The 26,307-nt window shown below is 50.9% G+C and carries 21 protein-coding genes; 3 read left to right on the top strand and 18 right to left on the bottom strand.

The features are described 5' to 3' along the window. The 5 genes from VIR50_RS02055 to VIR50_RS02035 form a co-directional block, all read right to left on the bottom strand. Positions 1 to 1,508: gamma-glutamyl-gamma-aminobutyrate hydrolase family protein (locus VIR50_RS02055; protein WP_331933489.1), on the bottom strand; the 1,508-nt coding region annotated here is incomplete at its 3' end. Positions 1,509 to 1,547: 39 nt separating this feature from the next. Beyond that, on the bottom strand, positions 1,548 to 2,015 hold the full coding sequence (locus tag VIR50_RS02050; protein ID WP_331933488.1) for an Lrp/AsnC family transcriptional regulator: 468 nt from the start codon (positions 2,013 to 2,015) through the stop codon (positions 1,548 to 1,550). Positions 2,016 to 2,143: 128 nt separating this feature from the next. After that, complete coding sequence (locus tag VIR50_RS02045; protein ID WP_331933487.1) at positions 2,144 to 3,040, bottom strand: FKBP-type peptidyl-prolyl cis-trans isomerase; 897 nt, start codon at positions 3,038 to 3,040, stop codon at positions 2,144 to 2,146. A 78-nt stretch (positions 3,041 to 3,118) separates the two neighbouring features. After that, entirely contained in the window at positions 3,119 to 3,991 is an 873-nt protein-coding gene (locus tag VIR50_RS02040; RefSeq protein WP_331933486.1) for an FKBP-type peptidyl-prolyl cis-trans isomerase, read from the bottom strand. A gap of 34 nt (positions 3,992 to 4,025) precedes the next feature. After that, on the bottom strand, positions 4,026 to 4,610 hold the full coding sequence (locus tag VIR50_RS02035) for an FKBP-type peptidyl-prolyl cis-trans isomerase (RefSeq protein WP_331933485.1): 585 nt from the start codon (positions 4,608 to 4,610) through the stop codon (positions 4,026 to 4,028). A gap of 177 nt (positions 4,611 to 4,787) precedes the next feature. Between VIR50_RS02035 and VIR50_RS02030 the strand changes: the two genes are divergently transcribed. The 3 genes from VIR50_RS02030 (at position 4,788) to VIR50_RS02020 (ending at position 7,637) form a co-directional block, all read left to right on the top strand. Beyond that, positions 4,788 to 5,495: an SIR2 family NAD-dependent protein deacylase gene (locus VIR50_RS02030; RefSeq protein ID WP_331933484.1), complete on the top strand. Its 708-nt coding sequence runs from the start codon at positions 4,788 to 4,790 to the stop codon at positions 5,493 to 5,495. A 38-nt stretch (positions 5,496 to 5,533) separates the two neighbouring features. Continuing rightward, positions 5,534 to 6,481 carry an aldo/keto reductase gene (locus tag VIR50_RS02025; protein WP_331933483.1) on the top strand — a complete coding sequence of 316 codons (948 nt, stop codon included), beginning with the start codon at positions 5,534 to 5,536 and terminating at the stop codon, positions 6,479 to 6,481. Between the two features lie 67 nt (positions 6,482 to 6,548). Next, a complete protein-coding gene (locus VIR50_RS02020) occupies positions 6,549 to 7,637 on the top strand; it encodes an ROK family protein (protein ID WP_331933482.1) in 1,089 nt (362 codons plus the stop codon). Between the two features lie 138 nt (positions 7,638 to 7,775). Here VIR50_RS02020 and VIR50_RS02015 read toward each other — a convergent pair whose 3' ends face one another. From VIR50_RS02015 to VIR50_RS01955, 13 genes are all read right to left on the bottom strand, one after another. Then, positions 7,776 to 9,335 (bottom strand): sulfatase family protein, encoded by a 1,560-nt coding sequence (locus VIR50_RS02015; RefSeq protein ID WP_414703515.1) that lies wholly within the window; start codon positions 9,333 to 9,335, stop codon positions 7,776 to 7,778. Positions 9,336 to 9,587: 252 nt separating this feature from the next. Then, on the bottom strand, positions 9,588 to 10,388 hold the full coding sequence (locus VIR50_RS02010) for a TrmH family RNA methyltransferase (protein ID WP_331933481.1): 801 nt from the start codon (positions 10,386 to 10,388) through the stop codon (positions 9,588 to 9,590). A gap of 79 nt (positions 10,389 to 10,467) precedes the next feature. After that, a complete protein-coding gene (cysS, locus tag VIR50_RS02005) occupies positions 10,468 to 11,958 on the bottom strand; it encodes a cysteine--tRNA ligase (protein WP_331933480.1) in 1,491 nt (496 codons plus the stop codon). 87 nt (positions 11,959 to 12,045) lie between these two features. Further along, positions 12,046 to 12,609: an RNA methyltransferase gene (locus VIR50_RS02000; RefSeq protein ID WP_331933479.1), complete on the bottom strand. Its 564-nt coding sequence runs from the start codon at positions 12,607 to 12,609 to the stop codon at positions 12,046 to 12,048. Positions 12,610 to 12,612: 3 nt separating this feature from the next. After that, positions 12,613 to 13,032 (bottom strand): SufE family protein, encoded by a 420-nt coding sequence (locus VIR50_RS01995; RefSeq protein WP_331933490.1) that lies wholly within the window; start codon positions 13,030 to 13,032, stop codon positions 12,613 to 12,615. Positions 13,033 to 13,094: 62 nt separating this feature from the next. Next, positions 13,095 to 13,895, bottom strand: coding sequence for an Ig-like domain-containing protein (locus VIR50_RS01990; protein WP_331933478.1), 801 nt, complete (start codon positions 13,893 to 13,895; stop codon positions 13,095 to 13,097). An 870-nt stretch (positions 13,896 to 14,765) separates the two neighbouring features. After that, positions 14,766 to 16,019, bottom strand: coding sequence for an esterase (locus VIR50_RS01985; protein ID WP_331933477.1), 1,254 nt, complete (start codon positions 16,017 to 16,019; stop codon positions 14,766 to 14,768). Between the two features lie 14 nt (positions 16,020 to 16,033). Beyond that, entirely contained in the window at positions 16,034 to 18,400 is a 2,367-nt protein-coding gene (locus VIR50_RS01980; protein ID WP_331933476.1) for a beta-glucosidase family protein, read from the bottom strand. Positions 18,401 to 18,446: 46 nt separating this feature from the next. Next, on the bottom strand, positions 18,447 to 19,553 hold the full coding sequence (locus VIR50_RS01975) for an alpha/beta hydrolase-fold protein (protein WP_331933475.1): 1,107 nt from the start codon (positions 19,551 to 19,553) through the stop codon (positions 18,447 to 18,449). Positions 19,554 to 19,556: 3 nt separating this feature from the next. Further along, the gene (locus VIR50_RS01970) at positions 19,557 to 21,875 is read right to left on the bottom strand and encodes a glycoside hydrolase family 3 C-terminal domain-containing protein (RefSeq protein WP_414703516.1); all 2,319 of its coding nucleotides are present in this window, start codon (positions 21,873 to 21,875) and stop codon (positions 19,557 to 19,559) included. 33 nt (positions 21,876 to 21,908) lie between these two features. Further along, positions 21,909 to 23,105 (bottom strand): esterase, encoded by a 1,197-nt coding sequence (locus VIR50_RS01965; protein ID WP_331933473.1) that lies wholly within the window; start codon positions 23,103 to 23,105, stop codon positions 21,909 to 21,911. A gap of 19 nt (positions 23,106 to 23,124) precedes the next feature. Then, positions 23,125 to 24,693 (bottom strand): RagB/SusD family nutrient uptake outer membrane protein, encoded by a 1,569-nt coding sequence (locus VIR50_RS01960; protein WP_331933472.1) that lies wholly within the window; start codon positions 24,691 to 24,693, stop codon positions 23,125 to 23,127. Between the two features lie 15 nt (positions 24,694 to 24,708). Beyond that, positions 24,709 to 26,307 (bottom strand): SusC/RagA family TonB-linked outer membrane protein (locus tag VIR50_RS01955; protein ID WP_331933471.1); only part of this gene is annotated, 1,599 nt, incomplete at its 5' end.

Below are 26,307 nucleotides of genomic sequence, written 5' to 3'. Positions count from 1 at the left end.
CGGGGCATATCACATAGGGCTTTGGCATTGCTGTGACTGCAAACAATCGGTTTGGAACTAATTTCCAACGCATCGTAAAAACTTTTCTCACCACCATGACTAAGGTCGACCATAATGCCCAAACGGTTCATTTCCCGAATGACTTGCTCACCAAAGGGACTTACACCGCCATGGGTGTTGCTGCCACGAGCGCTATCGCAGATGTCGTTGTCGCCGTTATGGCACAACGTTATGTACACCACGCCACGCTGTTTGAAATGATTGACGAGGGCTAAATCGTGCTCCAAGGCCAGCCCATTCTCAATACCGAGCATGATACTCTTGCGCCCTGACCGCTTGTTCTCGTAAAGGTCATGGGGCGTGCGGGCAAGGGCCACGTGGCGATGGTGGGCGTTCACGATGTCTTCTATCTTATCGAAGATGAGGTTGGTGTAGGCTTTGGGCGTTATACACAGTCCTCCCGTGCTGTCGGTGGTCATATATCGCTCGGCCAATCGCTGATTGTGAGTGGCGATTCCCTGCAAATCGACCCGTGAAGAGAATGCTTCACCGGGCTTGGGCTGCGGCAGATAGGCCACCATCGTTACCGCATCCTGACGTCCATCGGTCATTTTGTGGAGGTCATAGAGTATTCGTGGGTCGCGATGACCGAACTCCACGCCTTGCGGAAAGAACATCGGCGTGTCGCAGTGGGTGTCGAGCGTCAGGATGTTTTGGTGTAACGACTTGGCAGAAGCAAAGTCATTGGCCTTTCCCACCAGCCACTCAAAAAGTTTCAAGCCGTCTTCTTCCAGCCACTCGGGGTGCCATTGAACGCCTAAGATGTCCTTAAACTCACTGCTCTCCATGGCTTCCACGATACCGTCGGGGGCTGTGGCGACAACCCGAAAGCGCTTACCGCAGTCAGCGACGGCCTGATGATGAAAGGAATTAACGAAGATATGGTCAGCTTGATAAAGGTCGGCCAAAATGCTGTCGGGCTGTAATGTCACCACATGGGTGGCCTCGTTGCGGGCCGCATCTTGGCTATGCTTGATACGGTAGTCCGCATCAGCAGTCTGAAGGGGTGTGGAATTAATATCCTGCGTGACTTTTCCACCCAAGGCCAAGGCCAAAGTCTGAATGCCGCGACAGATTCCCAACATCGGAATCTGCCGATTGTAAGCCAGTCGGACAGTCAATAATTCAGCCAAATCGCGCTCCTTATTGATGTTGCCCAACCCACGCATGGGTTGTTCTCCGGCCCATAGGGGATTGTAATCGGCCCCGCCCGTCAGAATCAAACCGTCCAAATGGTCCAGCGTATTGATGATAACATCGGGGTGGGCCAGCGGAGGAAGGACAACGGGGGTACCGCCCGCAGCCACCACTTGCTTGTAATAGCGGTCACGGAGGGTTAAATCCAAATCACTGAAATTAGCTGTCAGGCCAATCACCGGGCGGCGATTGGCTTCAGGATACGTCGCGTAAATCGATTGTAAATGCGACTCCAAATCAAATGTTTCCATAAAAAGTCCCTCGAAAGCGCAAGGGAATAATGATTAATCTTACTTATCTGAAATCACCACGGGTATCTCTCGCTTGATACTTTGCTCAAGTGAAATGAGGGTTTCGGTGCTCACCACGCCGGGAATCTCTTGCAACTGACCGTTCAATAGGTCCATCAATTGCTCGTTATCCTTGGCATAAAGTTTAACCAACATCGTATAGGGGCCTGTCGTGAAATGGCACTCTACGACCTCGGGAATCTGCACCAAGCGTTCCACAACATTCTTATACATGCTTCCCCGCTCCAAATTCAGCCCCACATAGGTGCAGGTGGAATAGCCAATGCTCTTGGGATTCACGTCAAATCCACTGCCGGTGATGACACCACTCTCCACTAAGTGCTGGACTCGTTGATGAATGGCAGCGCGGGAAACACCACACTCCGCCGCCACATCCTTGAAAGGTATTCGGGCATTCTTCGAGAGAATATTTAGAATCTTCTTGTCTAAATTATCGATTTTATCCATGTTAGAATGTCTTTAGGGTGATCTTATGTCTTAGACAAAAATAGAGATTATAAATGATATAAACAACAAAATGCGCAAAAAACTTACGTTTTCCGCGCATTTTGCTTATGCTATGAATCGCTGCCCTATTACTTTTTAGCAGGCGATGACTCTATGCTTACCAATTCAACGGTAAATATCAAGGTGGAATAAGGCTTGATCTGACCGGCCTGACGAGTACCATAGGCCAGCTCTTGGGGAATATAAAGCTCCCATTTGCTGCCCACCGGCATCATCGTAAGGGCCTCGGTCCATCCTTTGATGACCTCATTGCAACCGAAAGTGGTGGTCTGCGGATTGCGCTTATAGCTGCTGTCAAACTCTACACCATCGATAGTCTTGCCCGCATATTTAACAGTTACCCTATCGGTAGCCTTTGGCATGGGACCGTTACCGGCCTTGATAACCTTATACTGCAGGCCACTGGTCGTGGTCTTCACGTCGGCTTTGCGCGCGTTTTCCTGCAACCACTGCTCATTACGCTGCTTATAAGCGGCCGAAGCGGCCTCCGACGCTGCCTCTATTGTCGAACGAAAAACCTTCTCGGCCGCGTCCATGGGCAGGAGTGTAGGCTGTGACGACGCGGCAGCAGTGAACGCCTCATCAAAGATTCGGTTATCTAAAGTAACAGAAGCGGCCTTCAAATCCTCGCTCATTTTCTGCAACTGAGGAGCTATCATCTGCGCAACACGCATTCCGGCCACGTAAGCATCGAACTCCTTATCACCCATCTTGGCGCGTGCTTCCATGAAACCTTTGGAAAAGAGGGCCATGTAAGCCGTGTCAACCTTGAGCTGCTGCTCCAAATAAGGGCGCAAACCATTGGTCATGGTCACACCGGCGGCATAACTCAACGTATCGGCTTTGGTAACAAGTTTCAAGCTCCGGGCTTTCTCCGGCACCTTCACCTTCTTGTTGTCTTTAGCCTGTGAGCCTTGAACGGCAATGATTAAAGACAACACAAAGAGAACAAATACTTTCTTCATTAATCGAAGTGATTATTTTACTTGATTGAAATGACAATCTTGCTTGATAGAAATAATTACACTACTTTACAGCGGTGATTATTTTACTTGCAACAACTCTATCTTGAATATCAAAGTAGAGAAAGGCTTAATCTGGCCTTGCTCACGCTCACCGTAAGCCAAGTTCTGAGGAATATAAACCTCCCACACAGAGCCGGCAGGCATGTGTGTGAGGGCTTCAGTCCATCCGGTAATCACTTGGTTGGCACGGAATGACGTGGGTTCCTTACGACTGTAAGAGCTGTCAAACACCTTACCGTCGATTGTCTTGCCCTCGTAATTAACGACAACCATGGACGTATCCTTCGGAAGAGGACCGTTACCAACCTTTATGACTTTATATTGCAAACCTGAAGCAGTGGTCTTTACACCCGGTTTTTTGGCGTTAGCCTTCAAGAAATTCTCACCTGCGAGCTTGTTGGCACCGTACTGTTTCTCCATGTACTTGCCTTTAATTTCCTGCATCTTGGTTTGTGCTATCTTCATAGCGTCCTCCATTGTCATCTTCACAGAGCTCTTACCGGTAGTTCCGGCTACGAAACCTGCGAGGAAGTTCTTCAAGGAAATGCTCTTTGTAGAGTCTGTTCCAAATACTTCAGAATTGATTCCTTTAATCATTTGGTTAGAAATCTGCTGGCCGATTTGTATACCGGCATAGTAAGCAGCCTTCTTTTTGTCATCACCGGCAGCGGCACCTACGTTCATACCTTTGATGAACTCATCCATATAAGTCGTATCAACCTGCATACGACCTACAAGATATTCCTTGAATCCTTGTGTCTGAGAATAACCCATGGCATAGCTCATGGAGTCCACATCATTTTTCAAATCAGCCTTTGGAGTTGAGTTGCCGCATGATGTAAAGGTAGCGGCTGCGATAGCCATTGCGGCTACGATTGCAAGCTTTTTCATTGTTTCGTCTATTTATTATTATGATTTTCCTTTTTTATTTTACAGCTACCAGCTCCACATCAAAGATGAGTGCCGCATAGGGAGGAATGCTCTGACCGGCTCCACGCTCACCGTAAGCCAAATTATAAGGGATGAAGAAACGATATTTGGCACCTTCTTTCATTAACTGCACACCCTCAGTCCAACCGGCGATAACCTGATTCAAACCAAACGTAGCAGTCTGACCACGCTGATAAGAGCTATCAAACACCTGACCATTGATAAGCGTACCCTCGTAATGGCACTCTACCTGATCGGTGGCCTTGGGCTGCTTGCCCGTTCCTTCTTTCAATACTTGATACTGTAAGCCACTCGGCAACACTACCACACCTTCTTTCTTTGCGTTCTCGGCCAAGAAATTCTCACCTTCAGCACGTGCGGCTTTAGACTGCACTTCTTGTTTTTCCTCAAAGAATTGATTAACGATAGTCTGCGCTTCGCTGTCAGATAACTTCAGTTCAGAATTAGCAATAACATCCTTGATGGCCTGCGCGAAATCATCAACTACGATTTCATTGGCGCCCATCTGTGACAGCTGTCGGCCAATACCGAGGCCTAAAGCGTAACTTACTTTGTCCATAAAATTATTTATTTGTTTGAATTAAAAATCAAATTGTCCAAAAACACTGTGTTTCAAAACGGTGCAAAGATAGTCGAAATATTGAACAGCACAAAATAAATTAATCTATTTTAGACATCGCCAAAGCAGCCATATCGCAAAAAAATATTATTTTTGCCATTGTTAATACTTATGTTTATGAAGAAGATTGTCTTCCTTACAGGCGCCGGTATGTCGGTAGAGAGTGGCTTCAAGACCTTTCGCGGCACTGACGGACTATGGGAAAACTACCCCGTACAGCAGGTCGCGTCACATGAAGGGTGGGAAGAGGACCCCACATTAGTGACCAATTTCTACAACATGCTGCGACGAAAACTCTATGACGCCAGCCCCAATGAAGGCCATCGGCTTGTCGCCGGCCTGCAAGACCGGTTCGACGTAACCGTCATCACCCAAAATGTAGACAATCTCCATGAGCGAGCAGGCGCTCAAAACGTTATCCACCTGCACGGAGAACTCACGAAAGTTTGTTCCAGCCAAGACCCTTACAATTCCCAATACATTATCGACCTTCCTAAAGAACGCTGCGAAGTAGCCCCCGGAACCCTATCGGGCGACGGTTCCCTGCTCCGTCCTTTCATCGTGTTCTTCGGCGAAAGCGTCCCCATGATAGACCCCGCGGCCCTTGAAGTGCAGCAGGCCGACTTGTTCGTTATCATCGGAACATCGCTCAACGTGTATCCCGCCGCCGGACTGTTGCGCTTCACCCGTCCCGGCACACCGGTCTTTCTCATCGACCCGGAACCCGTAACCATCGACCGCCGGCAGCCTATCACCTTTATCCAAAAGGGCGCGAGCGAAGGCATGCGAATACTTATCGACCAATATCTCAATGCCTTGGACTGATCCGTCCTTGGCATTATTTACCCTAAACATTATATAATATGTACACACCATCACAAAACCGCTACGACAACAGCGAGCGTATCTTCAACCGCTGTGGCCGCTCAGGAATCCTATTGCCTAAAGTATCATTGGGCTTTTGGCACAATTTCGGAGGTGTTGACGCCTACGAGCGCAGCCGCGCCATTACCCATTACGCTTTCGACCACGGCATAACCCACTTTGACTTGGCCAACAATTACGGTCCTCCTTACGGCTCGGCGGAGGAGACAATGGGACGTTTGATGGAGCAGGATTTCCGCCCGTTCCGTCATGAACTCTTCATTTCTTCCAAGGCTGGTTACGACATGTGGCCCGGCCCTTACGGCAATTGGGGCTCACGCAAATACCTCATCACCAGTCTGGAGCAGAGCCTGAAACGCATGCACTTGGACTATGTGGACCTTTTCTACAGCCATCGTTACGACCCCAACACGCCTTTGGAGGAAACACTTCAGGCGCTGGTCGACGTCGTGAAGGCCGGCAAGGCCCTCTACGTGGGTATCAGCAACTGGCCCACCGAGGCCCTCGCTTTCGGTTATGAATACCTGAAAGCCCACGACACGCCGCTCCTTATCTATCAGGGATGTCTCAACATGATTGACCGCCGACCCATCGAGGAAGGACAACTCGGCTTCTGCCACGACAACGGCGTGGGCTTCATCGCCTTCTCTCCGCTGGCCCAAGGCCTGCTCACCAATAAATATTTGAACGGCATTCCACAAGGCAGCCGCATGTCGCGTGGCACTTCCCTGCCCTCCTCACGCCTCACTCCCGAGCTTCTCGCCCAACTGCAACAGTGGCAGAGCGAAGCCCAAGCCGAGGACAAGCCCCTGTCGCAAAAAGCTTTGGAGTGGATTCTGCAACAGCAAGGCGTCACGAGCGTGCTCGTAGGTGCCAGCAGCGTGGAGCAATTGGCCCAAAACCTGAAATGTATGGAGGGTGTATAAACATCCTCCTACTGCCCTAACCCAAGGACTATCTCTCAAATATAATATACTAACCCTATAAAAACTTATGACTCAAAAAGAAAATTGCATTGTACTGACCCTCGACGCCGGCGGTACCAACTTCGTCTTTTCAGCCATTCAGAATGGCAAAGAAATCGTTGAACCCATACGCTTGCCGGCCCAAGCCGATGACCTCGACAAATGTCTGGGCAACGTAAAGAAAGGTTTTCACGCCGTTATCGATAAGCTGACCGAGGCTCCCGTGGCCATCAGTTTCGCCTTTCCCGGCCCCGCCGACTACGCTCACGGCATTATAGGCGACCTTGGCAACTTCCCATCGTTCCGCGGCGGTATCGCCTTGGGCCCATGCTTGGAAGATGAGTTCGGCATTCCCGTATTCATCAATAACGACGGCAACCTCTTCGCTTATGGCGAGGCGATGACCGGAGCGTTGCCCGAAATCAACCAAAGGCTCAAAGCCGCCGGCAGCCAAAAGCAATACAAGAACCTCATCGGCATAACTTTGGGCACGGGATTTGGCTGCGGTGTGGTTGTCGATGGTGTACTTCTGACCGGTGATAACGGCGCCGGAGGCGACGTGTGGTGCCTTCGCAACAAGAAATTCCCTGCATGTATCGTGGAAGAGAGCGTCAGCATTCGTGCCGTAAAGCGTGTTTACCGTGAGCAGTCGGGCGATGAAACGGCCTTGGAGCCCTACGACATCTTCCTCATTGCCGACGGACAAAAGCCCGGCAACCGTGAAGCGGCCCAAAAAGCCTTTGCCGAGATGGGCGAAATGGCCGGAGACGCCATCGCCACAGCCCTGACCCTCATCGATGGAATCGTAGTCATTGGCGGTGGATTGGCCGGCGCTGCCAAGTACATTCTGCCCGCATTGGTGAAAGAACTCAACGGAACCATCGGCACATTGGGCGGCGACAGCTTCCCACGCATGCAGACTACAGCTTACAACTTGGAGGAAGAGACCGACTTCCAATCCTTTGCCCGTGGCGAGGAACGCACCATCAAGGTGCCCGGCTCTGACCGTACCGTGAGCTACGACCCCAAGATGCGTGTGGGCATAACCGTGAGCAAGCAAGGTGCCAGCAAGGCTATCTCGCTGGGAGCCTACCACTTCGCCCTCAACAACCTCTAAGACCAAGGCCGCAACCGACGGTCTTTACAAACCAAAAGCCATATCTGCCTCGTTATCGAAACGCAGATATGGCTTTCTTTTATTGCTTTTTTTTTCTTATTCAGAAGTCATCAATGGCCCATTTAAAAGGGCTTTTCATCACTTGGCCAATGGGCTGTTGCGAATGGGATCGTCGTACTCCTCTTGCAGTTTCAGCAGTTCCTTCTTCAGCCGGGCGGTCACTTTCTCGGTACCGGGGCGGCCATAGAGATTGTGCATCTGCTCGGGATCATTCTTCAAGTCGTAAAGTTCCCACGCATTGATGTCGTCATAGAAGTGGATGAGTGAGTAGCGACGGGTCCTCACACCGTAATGCTTGCAAACCGAGTGCTCGGCCGGAAACTCGTAATAGTGGTAATACAGCGACTTGCGCCACCCACGCTTTTTCTCTCCTTTCAGCAGTGGCAGGAGCGAACGGCCCTGAATGTCGGCCGGAACCTTTACCCCCGCAAGTTGCAAGAAGGTAGGTGCATAGTCGATGTTCTGCACCATCGCGTCGATGTCACCCCGCTTTCCACCGGGCAGATACATCAGCAACGGCGTGCGAAACGAGGTCTCATACATGAAACGCTTGTCAAACCAACCATGTTCTCCCATGTAAAAGCCCTGATCGGAGGTGTAAACGATGAGCGTGTTCTCAAGCAAACCACTCTTCCGAAGGTAATCGATGACCCGTCCCACATTGCGATCGACCGAATGAACCACCCGCATGTAGTCGTGCATATAGCGCTGGTATTTCCATTCGGCCAGTGCCTTTCCCGTCAGTCCGGCCTCCTTGAACTTGCGAATAATGGGCTCGTAATGGCGGTCCCACTGCTCCCGCTGCGAGGCGGTCATGTGCAGGTAGTTGGCCCGTCCGGCCTCCTCAAGCCATCGGTTGGAATGAATCTCATTCTCCTTATCGGCCATTTTGTTGTCATAAACGAGGTCCATGTCCTTTATAATGCTCATTTCCTGCTTGGCCGCGGCCGGTCGTCCCTCGTAATTATCGTAGAAATTATCGGGCAAGGGATAAACCTTGTCGTTATACAAGTCGAGGTCGCACGTGTCAGGACTCCACACCCTATGGGGCGCTTTGTTGTGCATGAGCAGGCAGAAGGGCTTTGTCTTGTCACGTTTATGGTCCATCCAGTCGATGGCCATGTCGGCTATGATGTTGGTAACGTAGCCTTGTCGGCGCACGGGCGTGCCGTTATTAATGAACTTAGGATTGTAATAATCGCCCTGCCCCACCAGCACGTCCCAATAATCAAAGCCCGTCGGGGTCGACGTAAGGTGCCACTTGCCCACGATGGCGGTCTGATAACCGGCCTTTTGCAGCAGCTTCGGGAACGTCTGTTGGCTGCCGTCGAAAGTCTTGGTGTTGTCCGTGAAGCCGTTGGCATGGCTGTGCTTGCCCGTCAACATGCAGGCTCGGGAGGGTCCACTCAATGAGTTGGCCACGAAACTGTTGGTAAACCGTGCGCCGTTTTGTGCTATCCAGTCGATGTTGGGCGTCTCGGTAAGCCGGTTGTCATAGGCACTGATGGTTTGAAAAGAGTGGTCATCACTCATGATATACAGAATGTTCATGGGTTTCTGCCCCCATGCCGTGAAGGGTAAGATGGCCCCTGCCGCCATCGTTCCTACCAAGAAGGTTGCTCGTTTAGTTTCTTTCATTTCATGCTATGGTTTTAATTCCGATGAAATCGTCGTTTGGTTTTCCTCTAAAAGATAATAAATCGTTGTATGACAAAAGTACGGAAATATTTTGTATATCAATCGTTTCCGCCCCGCTTTTTTCACATCGGCCAACCCAAAACCTCCCTCCTGCCCGGTCTATTCTACTTCTTTTTCTATTTAAATATCGTTTACATACACGATAGAGGCCGTGAGATAAAGGCCACAGCCGCATCGTGGGAACATCAAGGGTCATCGGCAGCGCAATTCCCAAAAGGCAACGGCACTGGCGGCAGCCACGTTCAACGAGTCAACTCCATGGGCCATGGGAATACGGACGGTGTAGTCGGCGGCCGCTATGGTAGCTTCGGGCAGCCCATCGCCCTCCGTTCCCATGATCAAGGCAAGGCGTTGTTCCCGTTTCAAGGCCTCGTCGTCGAGCGAAATGGAGCGGTCGGTCAACGCCATGGCCACTGTTTTGAAGCCCAATTGACGCAATGACGCCACCGAATCGTCCACCCATGCCCACGGAACGAGGAACACCGAGCCCATGGAAACACGCACGGCACGCCGGTTGAGCGGGTCGCACGCCGTATGGGTCAACAGCACCGCGTCGATACCTAACGCCGCAGCGGAACGGAAGATGGCTCCAATGTTCGTGGTATCAGTCACTCCATCGATCACCACCACTCGCCGGGCAGACTCACAAACTTGCTCCGCCGTAGGCTGACAAGGCCGGCGCATGGCGCACAATACTCCACGCGTAAGGGTATATCCGGTCAGTGTGGCCAACAAATCACGGGGCCCCGTATAGACGGGAATGTCGCCGCAACGGGCTATGATGTCCGCCGCGTCACCCTCGATGTGGCGCTCCTCGCACAGCAAAGCCACGGGCTCACAGCCCGAATCGAGCGCCGTAGTGATGACCTTGGGGCTTTCCACGATGATCAGAGCGTCGTCGGGATGAAGCCGATTGCGCAATTGGGCCTCGGTAAGACGACTGAATACCTCCACGCCGGGATAGGATAACGATTGTAAATGAATGATAGCCATACTTCTTCAGATAAGGAATAAAAAAAATACCGACTACCTCCGTGGCCGGTATTTTTGTGTTATGTCAATATAAATACTGCTATTTGTTGAGGCGCCATGTCACTCCGTCCTTCGTGTCTTTCACCTCGAAGCCGGCTTCGGCCAGCGCATCTCTGATCTGATCGCTCACGGCCCAGTTCTTCTCAGCCTTGGCCTTGGCACGCAAATCGAGCACCATGTCGACCACCTTTCCGTAGGCTTCCTCACGCGAAGCGTTGTTGGCACCCTGCTCACTCTTCAAGCCCAGCAGGTCGAAGGCAAACAGTTGCATGGTCGCCGTCAGTTCCCGAAGGCTCTCGGCGTCGATAGCAGCCTTGTGATCGAGCAGTGTATTGATGACGTGGCAGGCCTCAAAGAGGTAGCTAATGACGAGTTGGGTTTGGAAATCGTCATTCATGGCGTCGTAGCAACGACCCCGCAGCGCAGCCACAAAGGCCTTCGTCTGCTCATCGCTCTGCGCCGACACTGGCACACGCTCCAAGTCTGACAACCCGTTCATCAGTCTTTCCAATCCCTTTTCGCTGGCTTTGAGGGCGTCATTGGAGAAGTCCACCGTGCTGCGATAGTGGGCCGAGAGGATGAAAAAGCGAATAGTCATGGCGCTGTAAGCCTGCTCCAAACTGTCATGACGGCCGGTAAAGAACTGCTCTAAGGTAATAAAGTTGCCCAACGACTTACCCATCTTCTGTCCGTTGATGGTTATCATGTTGTTGTGCATCCAGTAACGCACCATCTGATCGCCCTGACTGGCCACGGCTTGGGCTATCTCACACTCGTGATGAGGGAACACCAAGTCCATTCCCCCGCCATGAATATCGAAGTGGTCGCCCAAGTATTTGCGCCCCATGGCCGTACACTCGCAGTGCCATCCGGGGAAACCGCTACCCCAAGGGCTGGGCCAACGCATGATATGTTCGGGCTGGGCTTTCTTCCAAAGGGCAAAGTCGGCCTGATGGCGCTTCTCCCCTATGCCGGCCAAAGAGCGGCTCTCGTTGATGATATTCTCCAAGTTACGACCCGACAGAATGCCATACTGATGGTCGTTATTGTATTTTTCAATGTCGAAATACACGCTGCCATTGCTCTCATAGGCATAACCGTTGGCCAAAATCTGCTTCACCAACTCTTCCTGCTCTATGATATGACCCGTGGCATGGGGCTCGATGGAGGGCGGAAGCACGTTGAGCGCGTCCATGGCCGCATGGTAACGATTGGTATAGTGCTGGGCTATCTCCATGGGCTCGAGCTGCTCCAAGCGCGCTTTTTTCTCAATCTTGTCATCGCCTTCGTCCGCATCGTGCTCCAAATGGCCCACATCCGTGATGTTACGAACGTAGCGAACCTTGTAGCCCAAGTGCTTAAGATAGCGGAAAAGCAGGTCGAACGTGATGGCCGGACGGGCGTGGCCCAAATGTGGATCGCCGTAAACGGTGGGACCGCAGACGTACATGCCCACGTTGGGAGCATGCAGGGGAACGAACTTCTCCTTACGACGAGTCAGCGTGTTATATATTAATAATGTCTGTTCCATAATCGAATGGTTGGTTATTGTTTGCAAAGTTAATGATTTTATCCATGAAAAGCAAACCGGCAAAGGGCCGGATGAGCATGTCGAAAGCTATTCGGCCGGGGAATCGCCCAACAGCAAATGGCGGGCAAACTCCCATATAACAATGCCCGCGGTGACGCTGACATTGAGGCTGTGCTTGGTTCCGAACTGCGGAATTTCCAAACAACCGTCGCTCAAATCGACCACCGACTGCTTCACACCCTTTACCTCATTGCCGAAAATCACGGCGTAACGACGGCCCGAGGGCGCGCCCATGAGCCGCTCACCAAGGTCTTGTAACATCGTAGAACCCTTGACTTGCTCTATGCTATACACGAAATAGCCATCGCCTCGCAGCGCTTCCACGGCCTCCTCGGTAGTTTCATAGTAGCGCCAATCCACGCTGTCCTCGCCTCCCAAGGCCGTCTTATGAATCTCGGCATTAGGCGGCGTGGCCGTGATACCACACAAACAGATACGCTCAATGCGGAATGCGTCGCCCGAACGGAACACACTTCCCACATTGTAAAGGCTGCGCACGTCGTCGAGCACCACCACAAGCGGCAACTTCGGGGCCTCCTTGAACTCCTCCACCGTGAGGCGGTTCATCTCTATGGTCTTTAGTTTGCGCATGGCTTAGCGGGCTGAATAGGCCAACGCGTAGGCCTTTATTTGCTTCACCATGGCCAAAAGGCCGTTGCTACGGGTGGGCGATAGGTGGTCGCGCAGGCCGATACGGTCGATGAAATACAAGTCGGCGTCAAGAATATCTTGGGGCGCATGGCCGCTCAACACACGGATAAGCAGGGCTATAATGCCCTTTACGATGAGGGCGTCGCTCTCGGCCGTGAACTCCAAGAAGCCCTCACGGTAGTCACATTGCACCCACACCCGGCTCTGACAGCCGTCTATCAGGTTTTGCTCCGTCTTGTACTTATCGTCCAACGGCGCCAATTCGTTGCCCAAATCGATGAGCATTTGGTACTTATCCATCCAATCATCGAAATCCTCAAATTCCTCGATGACCTCGTCTTGCAGTTCATTGATCGTCTTCATCATGCTGCAAAAATAACACAATCTATCCAAACGACCAAAGCTATTACGCTGAAATCGGTTCGTTACAGTCCACTATTGACGTTCATGTCCATGCGCAGCAACACGCTCTTCAGCCCCGGATAGCGCTCCCGGTAGTAGCGAACGACATCGCGCTCAAAGCCTTTTTTAGGGTCGAACGTCATGACTTCCAATGGCTTCTCGGCTCCTTTATCGAACAACTCGTAACGGAGTGTGGCCGCCTTGTCCTCCTGCTTGACGTCCACCACGGCATAATGTTCTTCCAACGGCTCGTTGTCCTTGTTGTAAATTGTTATTTTTAAAAGGTTCGTAGGGAAAAAAGTACGCAGCCGAACCACATATTTCAGGCCGGCAAAACGTACCTTCGCGTCCTCAACGATGGCCATGGAATCGGCCGGCGACGCCCCTTCAACCCTGCAATCCATGATTGTTTCGGTCGTCATCACCATTCTTACGTGCCACGACTTGGCCACATCGGTTATCACCGCCACGAAAGTGGCCGTCTGTCCCTTGCCATCGGTAACGCAGACGCTCACTTTTCCCTCCTTCACGCCATGTACCACGACCATCCGCTGCCCCTCATTGACGCACCGAACCGTGGCTATCTGCTCGTCGGACGACACGGCCGACACCTTACCCGAGGCTCCCTGCACGTTAACGCTGCCCTCCTCGGTGGTGTAAACATTAAGCGTATTATGCGCTAACGGTATCTGCCGCCCCGTCAGCACGTCGCCTCCAACAATTTCATCTTTCGTGAACCGCAGCCCCTCATCATCGCCGCAACTTACCATCAGCAGGCCCATGACGGCCAGCAAAACAAGAATCAGATAATTAATTTGCTTCATATTGATTAAAATTAAATTGCCATTTCCATGATTTATCAGCAAGGCTCAAAGGCCTATCCGCAGGATTTTTCCTGATAGTTCAGTCTTTCCCATCCCCTACTCTCCAAAGTTCACAGCTCCCTTTCGCAAGCCCTGAAGGCCGGGAAGCACCAAAATTGTTCGATTTCAGTCCCTCTCCTACCTCTTTAACTGCCACAAACGTCAAATCTTGCACGGTCTTCTAAAAAATATTTTCCCTCTTTCCGACAATCCCATAAATAGGCACTTATTCCAGCCATCACCCACGCCCACCCATTCAGAATAATCTTTACAAAAAGCCATTCATGACTGCGTTATTTGAAAATAATTTGTGATTGATACGAAAAACGCCAAGGATTTACGTTTTCACAAAGTGTTGATAATCAATAGGATGTCATTTTCCATCTTCTAACCACTGTATTTTAAGGCTGTTAAAAGCATGCTTTGAGAAGCATTTTTTCGCACTTTGACTGTACGAAAACGGGCTTTCAGCCTTGCCGAAGCACTGCCTTCATTGGGTCGAAGCATAGCTTTCAGCCGATAAGAGCACCGATTCTAAAACATAGCACCTACGTTTCTACCTTTTCATGGCTCACTCTCGGCCCTGCGGTTAGCCCGATGAGGGAGTACGGAAGTATAAAAAATATGTCAGTTTTCTTGACATTAGCAAGCCCTTCCTCCACCCTATCGCCCCACGAAACCATCACCCTCGAAGGGCCATATACAAAAAAATAAGGAGATGATTGCCACCTCCTTATTTCCCTTATATACTTTTTAATCTATCAATTCCTCCCCTCCTTGGGTAGAGGGGAGAATGTTTTTCCTTGCGGTTTTAAAGCGTTAAAAGGCCAATTACTTACCTTTAAACAGTTTCTGGGCGAACTCCGTCAAGTAAATACGCCAGTTACGCCAAATATGACCGCCATCGGTTTCGAGATACTCATACTTATATTTGTTCTCGTCAAGATACTTCCGCAGGTCGCAGTTGGCCTGATAGAGGAAGTCGGTCTTGCCAATGGCTATCCAATACAGCTTGGGATTGCTGGCAAAGAGCTTCTTCATTTGGGCTTGGAAAGTGGCGTCTTCCTTCATCTGATCGTAGAGAGGCTTGCGCTGTTGCATATCCATGCGGCGGCCAATGCCCAGCCCTGCGGAGAAAAGACCGTAGTAATCGAACTCCGTGGGATACAAACGACTAATGCCAAAGGTATGGCCTCCACCCATCGACAGTCCGCAAACGGCGCGTCCGGCACGGCTCTTGATGGTTTTATAGTGGCTGTCTATATAGCTCACAATGTCGTTAAAGCTCTCTTCCATGCTGGCTACGGGCTTGTTCTTAGGCCCCGAGTTGCCCATGAAGGACGGAGTGTACATGCCGAAAGACCACTCGCCGGGCGCTGCTTGGCAGTTAGGATTGCCGTTAGGCATGACTACTATCATAGGCTTAGCTTTGCCCGTAGCGATAAGATTGTCGAGAATTTGCGCGGCACGACCCAACTCCGACCACGCGTTTTCGTCGCCACCGGCGCCATGGAGCAGGTAGAGCACGGGGTAAGCCTTGCCCTTATCGTAGCCCGCGGGGGTGTAAACGGTCAGTCGACGGTTCATTTTGAGCGTGGGACTGGGGTACCACACCTTGGCCAAATCACCATGGGGAACCTCGTTAACGCTATAAAGATCGCCCTTGTCGCCTTTCTCTTTGCTGACGATAAATATGTTGCTGAAGGTCGTGATGTCACGGTTGCGATAGATGTTTGACGGGTCGTTGATATTTACTCCGTCCACATTCATGGTGTAAGAGTACAGCTCCGTGGGCAGTGCGTTGGGCGTGGTGAAACTCCAAAGGCCTTTTTCGTTCTTCACGAGTTCGGCCACTCCCGGTGCGTCATAGTCGCCACGAGGGGTCTGTATCTTCTTCGTGGGCAGGAAATCGCCCGTTACGCTCACCTTCATAGCGTCGGGAGCGAAGAGGTTAAAGGTAACGGTGCCATCGGCATTCTTGACGGGTGACTCTACGTTAACGCCCATAAAGAGCTTTTCTTGGGCCATGCCGGCCACGCCCAATATGAGGGCGAGGCTGGCTGTCAGTAGTATTCTTTTCTTCATAACAAGTTATTTGTTTAGTTTCTTTTCAGTGTATTGAATTTCTCTTTGGGCTGCAACACGTTGTTGGCCTTGGTTTCTTGTGCCTTCACATCAGCCGCGAGGGTAGCCTTGATGTCACGTGACGAAGCGCCGATGAGCAGCTCATACTTGCCCGCGTCAACCTTCCAAGCCGACGCGTCGTCAGAGAACGAAGCCAAATCGGCCGTCTTCACGGTCAGCGTTACGGTTTCGCTTTCGCCGGGTTTCAGGCTCTTGGTCTTGGCAAAGGCCTTGAGTTCCTTGGCGGGTTTGTTGAGTTGCTTGCTGTTGGGAGCAGCCACATAAAGCTCAACAACCTCCTTGCCCTCGGCCTTACCTACGTTTTTAACGGTTACAGTAACGCTGATGGCGTCGGCCTTGGCGTCGACCTTGGCGTCAGAATAGTTGAATTGAGTGTAGCTCAAGCCATATCCGAAGGGATAAGACACTTCCTTATCGAAGCTGTCGAAGTAGCGATAACCTACGTAGATGTCCTCTTCGTAGTTGGTATAGTCCACGTCTTTCTCATTGTTGCCGGCCTTTCCTTGGTTCGTAAGATTAAGGTCGGGCGTCTTGTCAATGGGGAAGTTCTTTGAAGAATGGGCGTCGGCGAAGTTCACGGGCCATGTCATGGTGAGCTTACCCGATGGAGAAGCCTTGCCACTAAGTACATCTGCCACGGAGTTTCCACCCTCCTGACCGGCCTGCCATGCGCAAAGAATGGCGTCGGGCATGTCTTTCCATGAAGCGGTTTCTATCACGCCACCGATGTTAAGCAACACGATGACCTTCTTACCGGCCTTATGGTACACGTCGCAAACTTGTGAAATGAGTTGTTTTTCCTCTGTGGAAAGGTTGAAATCGGCCACCTTGCGGTCAACAAACTCACCGCTGATACGGCCCAACGTGATGATGGCCACGTCGGAAAGCCGGGCTTGTTGCTCCATTTGAGCCTGCTCTATGCTCATTTCCGCGGGCAAAGCGGAAGGCAGGAACATAGCTACCATGGCGGCACGCTTGTCTTTCTTCACCATCGCCTCTATCTTAGCTTTAGCCTCGGCCTTAGCTTTGGCAATATAAGCTGTGTATTGTTTCTGCAAATCGGTGTTCACCTGATAGCCCGCGTTCTTGAGTCCGTCGAGCAAAGACACGACATAAGCGTGGTTAACGTTGCCCGATCCGGTACCGCCGGCTATGAAGTCATAGCTCGTGCAGCCGTAAAGGGCCACCTTGGTATCAGCCGCTTTCGTGGCGATAGGCAATGTTTGGGCCTCATTCTTCAGCAATACCATACCCTCGGTAGCGCTCTGACGGGTCACCGCGGCATGGGCCTTGAGGTCGGGTTTGTTGCTATATTTATAGCCTTGGTAGCGTGGTGTCTTCTCAATAAGGTTGAGTATGCGCTCCACATTGCGGTCGAGATCGGCTTCTTTGAGCTTTCCGGTCTTCACACCTTCGACAATCGAGGTGAATTGCTCGGCCTTTCCGGGTTGCAACATGTCGTTGCCGGCCCACATCTGCACAGCTCCGTCCTTGCCACCGAACCAGTCTGTCATGACCGTTCCTTTATATCCCCACTCATCACGCAGGATAGTGGTGAGCAGATCCTTGCTCTCCGAGGTGTAAGTTCCGTTGATTTTATTGTATGAAGACATAACGGTCCATGGGTCGGCTTCCTTGATGGCTATCTCGAAAGGCTTGAGATAGATTTCACGGATGGCCCGTTGCGAGATGCGGGCGTCGTTGTTCATACGGTTGGTTTCCTGATTGTTGAAAGCAAAGTGCTTGATACTTGTTCCCACACCGTTGCTCTGTATACCACGGATATAGGCCGCGGCGGTCTTTCCGGCCACAACGGGGTCCTCGCTATAATACTCGAAGTTACGACCGTTGAGCGGATTACGATGGATGTTAACGGCAGGAGCGAGCAGCACGTCGGCGCCATATTCCTTCACCTCTTCACCCATAGCCTTGCCTACTTCCTCAACAAGTTGCTGGTTCCAAGTAGAAGCCAACAGCGTACCGATGGGGAAATGGGTGCAGAAATAGGTAGCGCTGTCGCCCTTGCGATGGGCGTCGATGCGGAGTCCGGCCGGTCCGTCGGCCAACACGATGGCCGGAATGCCTAATGAATCGAGCGGATATGTGGTTCCGGCAGCACCGGGCACGAGCGATTTGGTGGCACCGATGACGGCGTCGTTGCCGCTCATTCCGGCCATGCCCGTACCGATAACGAAGTGGGCTTTGTCCTCTAAGGAGAGCTTACCAAGGATGTCTTGCTTGTCAATATTCTTGACTTGCGGCGCGCATGATATGCCTAACGACGTTATCAAAGCGCATGTTAATAGGTCTTTTGTTCTCATAGGTTATATTATAATGTATGGTTTTGGCTGTTAATAGGTAGTTTTGTTATTTAAAAAGGCGCTGGGCCAGCGTGTAAAGGTTGTTTCGCCATGTGTACCAAGTGTGTCCGCCGGGCGCTTCGGAGTACTCATAGCGAATGCCGGCCTTGTCGAATAAACCCAACATAGCTTTGCCATTCTGATACGCTATGTCCTCGGGGCCTCCCTGAGTGAACACCAATTGGCGCACCGTTTTGTTGAATCCCTTGGCTATTTTGTACAATTGCTGCTGGTAATTGGCGTAAGCTGCCTTGTTATTGGCAAACCATCCCGAGCTAAGAACCCAGAAATAGCCAAACTTATCGTAGTCTTTGAGCATGGTCTCAAGGGTTTCCATGCCACCCATCGATAAGCCTGCCATGGCCCGATGGTCCTTATCGGCCAGCACACGGTAGTTGTTTTCGATAAAAGGAATGATACTTCGGACGAGGTCTTCCTCGAACAAGGGAACCTCACCCTCAAGGTCTTTGGCGGGAATACTGCCATTGGGCATGACCACAATCATGGGTTTCATCTTACCTTCGGCCAACAAATTGTCGAGAATAAAGCCCGCGGCGCCCACTCCGGGCCATGAGTTATCGGTGTCGCCACCGCCATGAATCAGGTAAAGCACGGGCAGTTTGTCGGTAGACTTCTCATAACCGGCGGGCGTCCAAACATGTAATCGGCGGGTGGTTTTGAGGTTCTTTGACTCGTAATAGCGCTGGGCCACGGCACCATGGGGCACTTTTTTCATGGCGTAAAACACATTCTCGTTTCCAACAAAGGCCAAAGCCGAGGTCTCACCGGCTGTCGGCGAAGCGGGATCGTACACCTTTACCCCGTCGACAACGAAGCTATAACGATATACTCCGTCCTTAACCTCGGGCACAACAACCGACCATACCCCGTTATCAGCCCGCTTTACGTCGAGCTTCTTGCCCCAAGGCATGATGTCGCCGGCTATGCTTACTTGCTTGGCTTGAGGCGCATAGATACTCAGGACTACGGTTCCATTGCCCAATTGGCGCACCGATTGGAGCGTGTCATTGGGCGTAGGAATGCGGTTCCACTGCGCTGACAGCGGAAGAGCTGCCAGCGCTAATATTCCGGAAAGAATCAATTGCTTCATCATAATTTATCTTCGGAGAAGATTAAGTTTCACTTTCGGCGCCATCACATTGTTCACCTTGGTGCGCATGGGCTTAACTTTGGCTTGCAAATCCACCTCTACCTTATCTACCGAAGAGGCGATAAGGAAATGGTAGTTGCCACCATCGACAACCCAAGCCGAGGCCTTTTCGTTGAACGAAGCCAAGTCCTCACGGGCAACTTCCAGCTTAACGGTCTCACGTTGGCCGGGCTGTAGCAGGCTTGTCTTGGCATAGTCTCTCAGTTCTTTGGCGGGTTTGTTGAGTTGTTTGCTCTTGGGAGCGGCCACAAAAAGCTCTACCACGTTCTTTCCTGCCTTGTCTCCGGTGTTCACAACGTCAACAGTGACGATATATTTCTCATTCTGTTGGGTTATCTTAGCATTCTCATAAGCAAATGTAGTATAGCTTAATCCATAGCCGAAGGGGTAGCTCACGGCCTTGTTAAAGCTGTCGAAATAACGGTAACCCACGTAAATATCTTCATCATAATTGGTGAAGTCGATATTGATTTTGGGCTCACGCTTCACATTTTTCTTATCACCGCCCCACATATACATCGTGGCCAAATCTTTCGTATCTTTCACATCAGAGGGGAAATTGCGGTCGGAAGCTGCGTCGCCATATTTATTTTGGAATGTAATCGGCAAACGACCGGAAGGATTAACCTTACCTGAAAGCACGTCGGCCATGCTGTTTCCCACTTGTTCCCCGCTCTGCCATGTGCAAATAATGCCGTCAACAAGATGTTTCCATGAAGCTGTTTCCACCGGACTGCACACATTCAACAGTACGACTACTTTCTTTCCAACCTTATGATAAGCCTCGCTCACCTGCTTGATCATCTTCAATTCCTTTTCATAAAGATTGAACTCATCAACTGTTCTATCGGCGGCTTCACCACTCTTACGACCCAATGTGATGACAGCCACGGCGCTATTTGCCGCCGCTTCGTCCAATTGTTGGTCGGTCATATTGATTTCTTCGGCCCTGTTCAGCGGACGGAGAGAGAACGGAGGCAGACCATTGGGATAAAGACGCTTCTGCTCCGCGGCGATGTGTTGCTTATACTGATTGAGCAATGGTTTGTAAACCGTGAAGCCGGCGTTGCGCAATCCTTCCACCAAAGATACGGTATAGCGGCCCACCATCGTGCCTCCGAAGCCCGTTCCGCCCGGAATGATCTCATAACTGGTATATCCAAACAAGGCCACAGTACTGTTGGCTGCGAACGGGAGCACGCCATTGTTCTCGAGCAACACCATTCCTTCCGCCCCGATGGCACGGTCGTCGGCAGCATGTTGCTTAAGATTGGGCTCATTGGAATAAGGATAGTTGGCGAAGCTATGGCTTCTTACAACAAATTCCAATATGCGTTTTACATTGCGATCGAGTATAGACATGGGGAGTTTTCCGCTCTTTGCGTCTTCCAATATCTTGTTAAACTGACGGTCTTGGCCCGGTTGCAGCATGTCGTTACCGGCCACCATGGAGAGCGAAGCGTCCTTACCGGCGTTCCAGTCGGACACAACGAGGCCCTTAAAGCCCCATTCCTTACGCAAAATAGTTTCCGTTAAATCCACATCTTCGCACGTAGCTTTGCCATTGATGTTATTATATGCCGTCATCACAGTCCAAGGATTACCGAGCTTCACGGCCAATTCAAAGCCCCGGAGATACAGTTCTCTCAAGGCACGCTGGCTCATTCGGCTGTCATTGGCATTGCGATTGGTCTCCTGACTGTTAGCTGCGAAGTGCTTGATACAGCCTGCCGTGCCCTCACTTTGTATGCCTTGCACGTAATAAGCAGCCATAGTACCCGATAAGTATGGGTCTTCGGAATAGTATTCGTGGTTTCGTCCGCACAGAACATTGCGCATCAAGTTCATACTTGGGGCCAAAATCCAATCCAATCCGTACTCTTTCGTCTCGTTACCGATACCCTTTCCGATGGTGAAAGCAGCCTTTTTATCCCATGTAGAGGCCAAAGTGATACTCGTCATGTAGTCCGTGCAGTAGTAATCACGGCTGTCATAGTCGCGGTGAGCGCTCATTCGAAGCCCTTGATTGCTATCGGCGCAGTACGTAGAAGGTATTCCCAAGCGGGGAATAGCATAAGTACTGCCGGCTGTTCCGGGGAATTTCACTTCACGACCAAAGCCCATTCCACAGCCCAAAACCAAATGACACTTCTCCTCGAGCGTCATTTCTTTCACCACTTCGTCAATGTTGTCGGCACGCAAACGGGTCTGCGAGACTGCGATAGTGCTGTGACCACACAATAGGGTCACAGCACAGATAATCATATTACCTAACTTCATGATTTTATTTTCGTATTTTTACTTGAACAATTTAGGAACAAATTCGCTTAAATAGATACGCCAGTTGCGCCAAATATGACCGCCGTCGGTTTCCAAATAGGTATATTTATGACCCTTGGAATCCAAATATTTACGCAGATCAGTGTTGTTCTTATAAAGGAAATCGGTCTTTCCTATGCCAATCCAAAACATCTTCGGGCGACCACTGAATAATCTGTCAATCTTCTGATTGCGGTTTTCGTAGATAGACTGGACACCACCTTTCTGTCCCTGATCTACCGCCGCGGAGAACAAACCCACGTAATCGAACGTGTCAGGATTGTTGATAGAGATAAACAAAGAGTGGAAACCACCCATTGAGAGACCGGCGATGGCGCGGTGAGCCTTATCTTTCTGCACACGATAGGTGCTCTCCACGAACTTAATAACGTCGGGGAAAGCCTGCTCAAAGTAGCCATCCATCGTCTTAGGCAACATCATTGAGGGCACCTTAAAGCCTTCCGAAGTCTCTCCCGGGCACGCTTCCTGCGATATATTGCCATTGGTCATGACCACGATCATGGGCTTTGCCTTGCCTTGCGCTATGAGATTATCCATGATTTGGGCTGCACGTCCCAGCTCACTCCATGCGTTCTCATCGCCACCAATGCCATGAAGCAAGTACAGAACGGGGTATTTCTCCTTGCTGGTCTCGTAACCTGCAGGCGTATAAACCGTACAACGACGCGTCAAACCGGCCGTCGGACTGTTATACCATACCTTTGAAACAGTGCCGTGGGGCACCTTATTCACCTGATAAAGGCCTTTCTTGCCGCCTCCTACCATGAAAACATTGAACACACTGCTGATGTCTCGGATGGAATAAACGTTGAGCGGATCGGTTACTTTCACCCCATCCACTATTATATTATAGGTGTAAAGCTCGGGCAAAAGTGCCGTTGAAGTGAATGACCACACCCCTTTTTCGTCCTTGGTAAGGTCTACCACGCCCGGAGCGTCGTACTCTCCCATGGGAGTTTTTACCTTCTGCGTCGGCAGGAAGTCACCCGTTATCTGCACCTTTTGTGCCTGCGGGGCCATCATACGAAAGGTTACACTGTTGTCTTGATTCACTTGGGGCGACACCAATTGGCTTTGTCCCCAAGTCAAAGCTTGCTGCGCGTAGCCGGCCATCGCAAAAATGGCCAGCATTACGGTTAATATTATCTTCTTCATCTGTATTTATTTAAAAGGATTACCAATTAGGATTCTGCTTGATATTTGGATTCAGGTCGATTTCCTTCAAAGGAATCGGCAGCAATTTGTTACGCTCCTTGAATCCATAAGAATCGTTCTTATAGTTCCATTCCACACCTTGAGTGGTGAACGATGGGATTTCCTTGCCCTGCTGACCTAACATCTTCTCGCCGTCACCCCAACGAATAAGGTCCTGATAGCGCACACCTTCGAGGCAAAGCTCCAGTCTTTTCTCGGTCTTGATGGTCTCCATCGTCACGTCGGTGAGCGGATTCAACTTCGCACGCTTACGAATTTGGTTCACATACTCCAATGCTTTGGCCTTGTTACCGGCCTGAAGATTGGCCTCAGCGGCCAATAACAGCACCTCGGCGTAGCGCATCACACGGTTATCCGTGTATTGCATGGTTTGGAATGCGGGGAAATTGGTAATCAGGTCGCTCTGAAGCATGCGGTTCTTCCAAAAGAAATAGCCTTCATTACCCGGCAGAAAAACACCTGCATGCAGCTTAATGCCATACTCCTCCATTTGCTCATACGTGCGCATAGTGCTCTTCAAACGGTAGCCATCCTTACCTTCATGGGCCACGAAAGCGTCGTACAGCGACTTGCGGGGTGAGCAGAAACCGTATGTTCCCTGCGCTATCTCGGCCGCAGCTTGACCACTGTACTGCAAATGATCAGTGCGCCAACCTTGCATAATGTACGTCATTGACAAGAAACTACCGGCTTGCTTGGTGTCGTTGCGGCTCTGCCATTCAATCATCGACTCACAATTATTGTTATTCACAGCGTGTAACATCATGTCGTATTCACCCGTAAAGAGCGCGTACTTACCCGAACTGATTACCTTTTCCAGCTCCGCGGCGCCTTCCTTGTACTTACCTTGGAACACATAAGCCTTGCCCAACAGCGCCTCGGCCAGCTCCTTGGTCACCCGAATGGTCGTCTCCTGATCGTTGGCGTTGGTCTTCGACGGCAGCGCATTGGAGTTGATGGCCTCCGTAAGGTCTTTCTCAATGAAAGCCCACATATCTTCGGGCTTGGAATTTCCGGGCCGATACTCGTTGGGAGCCAGCAGATGGTCAACTATGGGCGCCGTTCCCCACATGGAAACAAGCTCCAAATCGGCCCAAGCACGATAGAACTTAGCCTCTGCGATGCAGCGTTTCTTTTCAGGACTGTCATCCTTCACCTGCTCAATTATCAAGTTAGCTTGGTAGATAACGCCATACAAACTTTGGTAATAACCGGTCACAATACCGTCATCCGAGCCAAAAGTATATTCGTTGAGCTTCTCCATGCCGGCATTATCGCCACGCGATCCACCGCCGGCCCATACGTCGTCAGACAGACAGTTCTTCATGAAGAACCAGTTATAGTACGTACCTTTCAGCGTAGTATATAAACTGGCGAGGGCTTCCTTGGCCTCTTGGTCGGTCTTATAGAAGTCCGACTGGCCACCCATATTGCCATGCTTCGCTATGTCGAGACGGTCTTCGCAACCTGACAGGCCACCTGTCAGCAGCATAGACGCCATTGCTATATATATAAAAGACTTTTTCATTGTATTGACTATTTATTAAAATTCGATGTTGAAACCTAAAACTAACTTCTTAGAAAGCGGGTAAGCACCCTTGTCGATACCCATACCTGAGGTGGCATTGGTAGAAGCCTCGGGGTCGAAACCTTTATACTTGGTGATGGTAACAAAGTCGTCGAGCGATACATAGAGGCGTACGTTGTTGAGAGCGGCCTTGCGTATGAGGCTCTTTGGCAAGGTATAACCTAACTGTATCTGCTTAATCTTGAAGTAAGAGCCGTCGAATACCAACGCGTCGGATACGGCATACTTATCCATATCGGCCGCTCCGGCCTTGGGCTGGGTGGCATTGGTATGGTCGGGAGTCCAACGATCGGTGTAGAAGAAGTCCTTCAGCTTGTTGGTAGCGGGGTAGTCCGGACGGTTCACACAGTTGAAAATCTTGTTTCCATGTGAGCCCGTTCCGAAGACGGTAAGGTCAAATCCCTTCCAAGCGGCGGTCAAAGTAATACCATAGGTGAAATCGGGAATGGCGTCGCCGATGTCGGTCAAGTCGCCATCATTTAATGTCTTGCTGCCATCAAGGTCAGCAAAGGTGGGATTACCGGTCTCGGGATTAATGCCCGTAAACTTATAACCACGATAGTAATACACCGGATAACCCTGCTCAAAGTAGGTAATGGTATAGGTATGGAAGCCCGAACCGGACAACCGGGTGATAGAAGGATCGATGTAGGTAACCTTGTTTGTCAGGGTAGCCAAGTTGGCCTTCACGCTGTAGTGGAAGTCTTTCACTTGGTCGCGCCAGCCGAGTTCAAACTCAAGACCCTTGTTGCTAACGTTTCCGGCGTTGATGGGAGACGTAGAACCACCGATTTCCAATGATGGCGTTGTGCCACTTACAAGCAGGTCTTTGGTCTTCTTGACGAAGTAATCCACGCTAAAGTTAAGCCTGCTGTTGAAGAGATAGGTGTCAAGACCAAAGTTGGTTTGCTCCGATGTTTCCCACTTCAGGTCGGGGTTACCCATGGTCGAGGGGCGCACGGCGTTGGTATAGTCGAGGCCACTGCTGAAAGGATAGAAGCCACCCTGCGCCATGTCGGTGCTGTAAGAGTAGCCACCAAGGGCCGCCAAGCTACCGTTCTGACCCCAGCTGGCACGCAGCTTCAAGCTGTTAACGGTGTTACGGAGAGGTTCAAAGAACCGTTCCTCGGAGACAGTCCAGCCCAATGACGCCGCGGGGAAGTAGCCCCAGCGTGTGGTTGTGGGCAACTTGGAGAGATCGGCTGCGTCGGCACGCAGTGAGAACTGCGCAAAATACTTGTTGGCGTAGTTATATCCCACACGACCGAAGTACGATAACTTGGCCGAACGGTTTTTCTCACCACCCGTGCCCTTAGTAGATGAGGTGGAAGCGTAGTTCAAATAATAGAACAGAGGGTCGTTTTTCCTGATGGCGTCCTCATTGTTGGCACTAAGATTGCCGCTGGTATAGTCGCTCGTCGACTCCTGATAAGACATACCCACCATGCCGGTCACGGTGTGAAGGCCTATCTGTTTCATGTAGTTGGCGAAGTTTTCCCACTGATAGTAAATGTTGGTTGAGTTCTGACCGCTAAGACTTACGTAGTCGTTTCC

The organism is Prevotella sp. (assembly GCF_036570325.1).
GTDB lineage: Bacteria > Bacteroidota > Bacteroidia > Bacteroidales > Bacteroidaceae > Prevotella.
The sequence above is the reverse complement of the archived record's forward strand: the minus strand, read 5'-3'. Positions and strand labels throughout refer to the sequence as shown.